Here is a 951-nt window from a genome sequence, read left to right on the forward strand (position 1 = left end):
CGCACCAACGCTGTATAGCTACGAGAGGTGAAGACCAACCCGTTGTCGGATCGCAGCAGGAACGGCACAGGCACGCGGCCCAGCGTTCCGAAGCGGGCGATCAGGGCATGTTCCAGTGCGCTTCCTGCGGTGCAGGCCTTGCCGCTGCGCGACAGATGCCAGCCCAGCAACTCCCGGGTATGGCAGTCAATCACCAGCGCCAGCGTCGCCCAGCCATCCCGACCCGCCCAGACGCGGCACAGATCCGTCGACCAGCGCTCGTTAGGCCTCGTGGCCACCGACGGCAATGCCTGGATCCGGGGCCTGAAGCCGATGGGCCGCTTGCGGACCTGCCAGCCCATCAACTGGAACACGCGCTGCACGGTGTTCTTGTTGAACCCCAACAGATGCGCCACCGTTCGATAGCCAAACGACGGCGATTCTTCGATCAGCGCCTTGATGGGCGCGACAAACTGCGGATCGAGCTTTGGCGATGCCTTCACCGCCTTGTAGTAGACGGTGCGGCGAGGCACGTTGAACCAGCGGCACAGCTTGGCGATCGAGACGGTGATGCCGTCGGCTTGCAGTCCCTGGTGGATCGTCTCGATCACTTCTCGTCCTCGCCCAGCAGGGACTGCAATTTTTTTCTCGCGCGAAGCTCCAGCATCGCCTCGCCGTAGGCCTCTTGAAGGTCCTTGAGCTGGCGCTCGTACTGCTCGCGCACGTCCTGTAGATTGGCCCGCAAGGCATTCTCCATGCCCCGCTTGCCATCGTCGACCCACTGTTCGACCTCTGAGGGCGACAGGTCGTATTGGCGGCTGGCCTCTGCGACGGTGACCTTGCCTTGAATGATGTCCAGCACTAGCGCGCTCTTGCGCTTGGCCGTCCAGCGTTTGATGTCGTCTTCCATCTTCATGCTCATCGTCAATTCCCTCGATTATGACGTGAGCAGGTTTTCACTGGGTCATTACA

At 61.7% G+C, this 951-nt stretch carries 2 protein-coding genes; both read right to left on the reverse strand.

Annotation, left to right across the window (positions count from 1 at the left end):
* A partial coding sequence (locus WBR68_RS31355; protein WP_230696267.1) for a DDE-type integrase/transposase/recombinase occupies positions 1–590 on the reverse strand: 590 nt, incomplete at its 3' end.
* The gene (locus tag WBR68_RS31360; RefSeq protein WP_230696268.1) at positions 587–901 is read right to left on the reverse strand and encodes a DUF1153 domain-containing protein; all 315 of its coding nucleotides are present in this window, start codon (positions 899–901) and stop codon (positions 587–589) included. The genes WBR68_RS31355 and WBR68_RS31360, both read right to left, overlap by 4 nt.
* Positions 902–951 lie beyond the last annotated feature (50 nt).

The organism is Achromobacter sp. JD-1, assembly GCF_038594925.1.
GTDB lineage: Bacteria > Pseudomonadota > Gammaproteobacteria > Burkholderiales > Burkholderiaceae_B > Achromobacter > Achromobacter spanius_C.

Bases quoted from the DNA above. Each gene is read 5' to 3' on its own strand.
- WBR68_RS31360 (WP_230696268.1), bottom strand. From the start codon at position 901: ATGAGCATGAAGATGGAAGACGACATCAAACGCTGGACGGCCAAGCGC.